The 1,253-nt window shown below is 29.5% G+C and carries 1 pseudogene; it reads left to right on the top strand.

The window, feature by feature from the left end:
* Nucleotides 1–1,046: pseudogene (locus H1P_RS33485) on the top strand (ISNCY family transposase); the annotation flags it as partial.
* Nucleotides 1,047–1,253: the final 207 nt, after the last annotated feature.

Raw genomic sequence — 1,253 nt, 5'->3', positions numbered from 1 at the left:
AAAAATATATCCTCCTTCGAGGACGTAGTCAATGGTTAAAGAATCAAAAAATACTTTCTAAATTTCTTTATTTAGAGTCAGAAATTTTAATAGCATTAGACGGAACAGAATATTTTTCATCTAAAAAAATTAATTGTCCTCATTGTAACTCTCGGAATCACCGAAACGGAACAACAACTTATTTTCATGGTTGTGTAATTCCTGCTGTGGTTTCACCAAAGGCTGAAACAAGTAATTTGTCTCGAACCAGAGTTCATCAAAAAACAAGATGGTTATAAGAAACAAGACTGTGAAAACGCTGCGGTAAAAAGATGGTTCAATAAAAATCCAAGTCAAAGATATGACAATCCTGTAACTCTTTTAGGGGATGACTTATACTCTCGTCAACCTATCTGTGAATTAGCGTTATCAAAGGATTATAATTTTATTTTGGGGAAGCCCGTGAAACTTCACATAAAACTTTATATGAATGGCTAGAGTTTTTAGAGAAAACTGGTGAAGTACAAACTATAAAAAAGAAAGAATGGAATGGAAGAAAGGAGCTAGTTTATCGCTATCGTTATACTAATAAAATACCGCTAAAAGAGGGGGATGATTCATTACAAGTTAATTGGTGTGAAGTTACAATTATTAATAAAAAAACAGAAGAGATTACTTATAAAAATAGTTTTATTACCAATCATAAAATTAACGATTGCAATGTAGAAAAGATTGTCAAAGCTGGTAGAAGTAGATGGAAAATTGAAAATGAAAGTAATAATGTTTTAAAAAATCATGGTGACAACTTAGAACCTAATTTTGGTCACGGTCAAAATAATTTATGTGAGATTTTATTAAGTTTAAATTTGTTGGCTTTTTTATTTCATTCAGTTTTAAAGTTAGCTAATTCCACTTATCAACGACTTCGTCAACTTAACGGAAGTCGTCGTAGCTTTTTTAACGATATTAGAGCCTTGTTAAAATATTTTTGGTTTGAAACTTGGTCTGATTTATTAAATTTTATGCTCGATGATGATTCAGACAAGCCCAAGACTAATTCTAGTTAAATCTCCAAAATAATTTCAGGAGGTGATGCTTAATTTTTATGTTTAAAATTTCATTTTTGTAATGATTTCAACCTATTTTTTTGAGTTGAGAGAGTATTTCTGCGTCTATTTTTTCTTTTTTACTTCTTAATTATGCATGGCTTTTCTGAAAATAAAACTTTTTGAGTTTTGTTCTCTATTTTTGATAGAGAACATTTTCTTTTTTTT

It is taken from the genome of Hyella patelloides LEGE 07179 (assembly GCF_900659865.1).
GTDB classification, from domain to species: Bacteria; Cyanobacteriota; Cyanobacteriia; order Cyanobacteriales; family Xenococcaceae; genus Hyella; species Hyella patelloides.
This window is presented reverse-complemented; position numbering and strand designations above follow the sequence as displayed.